We start from the raw sequence: 3,666 nt of genomic DNA, 5'->3' as shown, positions 1-3,666 counted from the left end.
CGCCCCGGGCGCGCTCACCCCCGCGCCCCCGGCGCGCCGGCGGCGACGGCGCCCGCGGCGCGGCGCTGCTCGCGGCGCTGGCGCAGCACGCCCAGGACGATGACCACGGCGGTCAGCACCGCCGACAGGGTCAGCTCCACGCGCTGGCCGGGCAGCACCACCATGAGCACGAGCACGGCCGCGATGAACGCGATCGTGGCGTACGTCAGCCAGGGGAACAGCCACATGCGCACCACCGGCCGGTGGCCCTCGGCGTCCAGCAGGCGGCGGGTGCCGACCTGGGAGAGGGCGATGAAGGCGTACACGACCAGGGCCAGGGCGCCGCTGGTGGCCAGCAGCAGGGAGAAGATGCGGTCCGGCAGCGCGTAGTTGCCGACCACGGCGAGGAAGCCGACGGCGGTGGAGGCCAGGATCGCCCCGCGCGGCACCCCGCCGCGCGAGACCCGCCCGAACCAGGCGGGCGCGTCGCCGCGGCGCGAGAGGGAGAAGGCCATGCGCGAGGCGGTGTAGAGGGCGGAGTTCAGGCAGCTGGCGACGGCGGTGAGGATGACCAGGTCCATGATCGTGGAGGCGCCGGGGATGCCGATGGTGTCCAGCACGGTCTGGTACGAGCCGTTCTCGGCCAGCGCCGGGGAGTCCCAGGGCACCAGCGCCACGATCACGGCGATGGAGCCCAGGTAGAACAGGCCGATGCGGCCGATGACGGAGTTCACGGCCCGGCGCACCCCGCGCTCGGGGTCGGGGGACTCCGCCGCGGCGATGGTGACGATCTCGGTGCCCATGAAGCTGAACATCGTCAGCAGCATCGCCGCGAGCACCGCGCCGAAGCCGTTGGGCAGCAGGCCCCCGGTGGCCGACAGGCCCGGTGCGCCGGAGACGTTCGAGCCGGGCAGCACCCCGAGCACGGCCAGCACGCCCACGGCGATGAACGCGACGATCGCGACGACCTTGACCATCGCGAACCAGAACTCGAACTCGCCGAAGTTGCCGACGCTGGCGAGGTTGGTCGCCGTCAGCAGCAGGGTCACCAGCAGCGCCCACACCCACTGCGGGGCGCCGATCCAGCCGGTGAGGATCTCGGCGGCGGCGGTGGCCTCCACGGGGATCACCAGCACCCAGAACCACCAGTACAGCCAGCCCACGCTGAACCCGGCCCAGCGGCCCAGCGCGCGGTCGGCGTAGGTGGAGAAGGAGCCGGTGTCCGGGTGGGCGGTGGCCATCTCCCCCAGCATCCGCATCACCAGCACCACCAGGGTGCCGGCGAGGGCGTAGGAGACCAGCACGGCCGGCCCCGCCTCGGCGACGGCGTTGGAGGAGCCCACGAACAGGCCGGCGCCGATGACGCCGGCGATGGAGATCATCGTGATGTGGCGGGGTTTGAGCCCCGTGCCCAGGTGCTGCTCTACCTGCACGTCGGTCCTCCGCTCCCCCGGCCCCGGTGACCGGTGCGCGGAACTGTGCCCCACCGCGGGTGCCCGGGGCCACCCGCGCCCGGCGCGGCGCGGCGCGGTAGCGTGCGGGCCCGTGCCCACCGTCGCCACCACCACCCGCGTCGACCGCGAGGGCCTGCTGGACTTCGTCCGCGGCCGCCACCACGTCGTCCTGCTGACGCACCGCGCCGACGGCTCGCCGCAGCTGTCGCCCGTGACCGCCGGCGTCGACGCCGAGGGCCGCTTCGTGATCTCTTCCTACCCCGAGCGCGCCAAGGCGGTCAACGCCCGCCGCGACCCGCGGGTCAGCGTGCTGGTGCTCTCCGACGACTTCGGCGACGCCTGGGTGCAGGTCGACGGCACCGCCGAGGTGCTGGACCTGCCCGAGGCGCTGGAGCCGCTGGTGGAGTACTTCCGCTCCATCTCCGGCGAGCACCCCGACTGGGACGAGTACCGCGCGGCCATGGCGCGCCAGGGCAAGTGCCTGCTGCGCGTCACGCCGCAGCGCTGGGGCCCGGTGGCCACCGGCGGCTTCCCCGCCCGCCTGTCGGGCTGAGGCCGGGCGCGGCGCTCACTCGTCGCGCACGCGCTCGCGCACGGCCCGCACCAGGTCCTCGTCGGGCACCACGCCGTGGTCGCGGCGCGCGTGCTCGTCCACCTGCGCCAGGACGTCGGCGACGTCCTCGCCGACGAGCTCCTGGTGGCAGCCGGGCACCACGTCCCCGCAGCGGAAGCTCTTCACGCCGGCACCTCCCGTCCCGCGGCGGGCCAGCCCCCCGCGCGCTCGTCGCGGGCGCGGGGGCCGCCGGCGCACGCACCGCCGGACAGCTCCAGCACCAGGTCCTCCACCCCCACCACCCCCACGTACCGGCCGGTGGCGTCGGTGCACACCACCGGGTCGAAGCGCACCTCCGGCGCCCGGGAGACGGCCCGGGCCGCCGCCAGCGGCACCGAGGTCTCCGGCGCCAGCGTGCTGACGACCTCCCGCAGGCGCGGCTCCCCGCCGGCCCCCGCCGCGGGCAGCACCAGCACCCGCGGCACGTCGTGCTCGTCGACGACCACGACCGGCGCGCCGTCCCCGGCCACGGCCTCCACCGCCTCGGCCGCGGACCGGCAGGTCTTGGTGCGCCGCGCCAGGCGCCCGGCGGGACCGGGGGCCTGCGGGACCGGCGGGGCCGCGGCCCCGGAGGCCAGCAGCCGGTGCGCCTCCAGCGACAGCCGCGCGAACCCCTCGGCGGGGCGGGCCAGCAGGAAGCCCTGCACCAGCGGCACGCCCATCGAGCGCAGCACGTCCAGCTCGGCGGGCGACTCCACGCCCTCGGCGAGCACCCAGGCGTCCAGGCGGTCGGCGCACTCGCCCAGGAAGCGCACCACGGAGCGCTTGACGAGGTCGCCGTCCAGGCCGCGCACGAGCTGCAGGTCCACCTTGAGCACGTCGGGGCGCACCACGGCCATGCGCAGCAGGCCGGAGTGCCCGGTGCCCACGTCGTCCAGCGCGACGCGGGCCCCCCGCGCGCGCAGCGCGCTCAGCGGACCGGACAGCGCGGCGGCGTCGCAGTCGGTGTGCTCGGTGACCTCCACGACCACCGACGTCAGGTCCTGCGCGCACAGCAGCTCCAGCACGCGCGGGTCGCCCAGCGACTCGGGGCCCACGTTGACCGTCAGGAAGGTCCCGTGCGGCAGCCGGCGGCGCAGCGGCAGCGCCGCGCGCAGCACGAGCAGGTCCAGCTCGGCGCTGCGGGCCAGGTGCCGGGCGGCCTCGAACCAGCGCTCGGGGCCGTGCGGGGAGGCGAAGCGGGAGAGCACCTCGTAGCCGGCGACGCGGCCGGCGGCCACGTCCACCACGGGGTGCAGCACCAGGCGCAGCTGCTCGGGGTGGGCGGCGAGCTCGTCGAGGCGGCGGCGCCACCTGCTGAGGTGCTGCGGGGCCGTGCGGGCCGCGTCCACGTCCACCTCCTCCCCGCCGCCCTCGGGCGCGCAGGGGCCTGTCCGCCAGCCTGCTCGACGTCCCGGGGGAGCATAGTGCTGTAACCGCATGGTCACAGCTCGTACGTGCCGCGTTCGCCCTCAAGGTCCTGCGGCGCCGTGCCGACGCCCTGGACGTGGCACGCACCCGGCTCCGGCGCGGCCCCGCGCGGGCGCGCGGCGCCGCTGCGCTGGGCACCGCGCTGAGCGCCGCGCTGGGTGCCGCGCTGGGTGCCGCGCTGCTCGCCGCCCCGGCCACCGCGTCCACCAC

General features: G+C 76.4%; 4 protein-coding genes. 1 reads left to right on the top strand and 3 read right to left on the bottom strand.

Going from position 1 to position 3,666, the window contains the following annotated elements; translation table 11 throughout:
- Positions 1 to 14: 14 nt before the first annotated feature.
- On the bottom strand, positions 15 to 1,412 hold the full coding sequence (locus tag GTR00_RS16580; RefSeq protein ID WP_323132547.1) for an amino acid permease: 1,398 nt from the start codon (positions 1,410 to 1,412) through the stop codon (positions 15 to 17).
- 112 nt (positions 1,413 to 1,524) lie between these two features.
- Here GTR00_RS16580 and GTR00_RS16575 point away from each other — a divergent pair, with 112 nt between their 5' ends.
- Entirely contained in the window at positions 1,525 to 1,986 is a 462-nt protein-coding gene (locus GTR00_RS16575; protein WP_323132546.1) for a PPOX class F420-dependent oxidoreductase, read from the top strand.
- A gap of 15 nt (positions 1,987 to 2,001) precedes the next feature.
- On the opposite strand, the gene GTR00_RS16570 is transcribed toward GTR00_RS16575, so the two are convergent.
- Both GTR00_RS16570 and GTR00_RS16565 read right to left on the bottom strand, forming a co-directional pair.
- On the bottom strand, positions 2,002 to 2,172 hold the full coding sequence (locus GTR00_RS16570) for a DUF1059 domain-containing protein (RefSeq protein ID WP_166612688.1): 171 nt from the start codon (positions 2,170 to 2,172) through the stop codon (positions 2,002 to 2,004).
- Entirely contained in the window at positions 2,169 to 3,377 is a 1,209-nt protein-coding gene (locus GTR00_RS16565) for an EAL domain-containing protein (protein ID WP_166612687.1), read from the bottom strand. The genes GTR00_RS16570 and GTR00_RS16565 overlap by 4 nt, the downstream gene beginning before the upstream one ends.
- Between the last annotated feature and the right edge of the window lie 289 nt (positions 3,378 to 3,666).

This window comes from Kineococcus indalonis (genome assembly GCF_009906395.1).
GTDB classification, from domain to species: Bacteria; Actinomycetota; Actinomycetes; order Actinomycetales; family Kineococcaceae; genus Kineococcus; species Kineococcus indalonis.
This window is presented reverse-complemented; position numbering and strand designations above follow the sequence as displayed.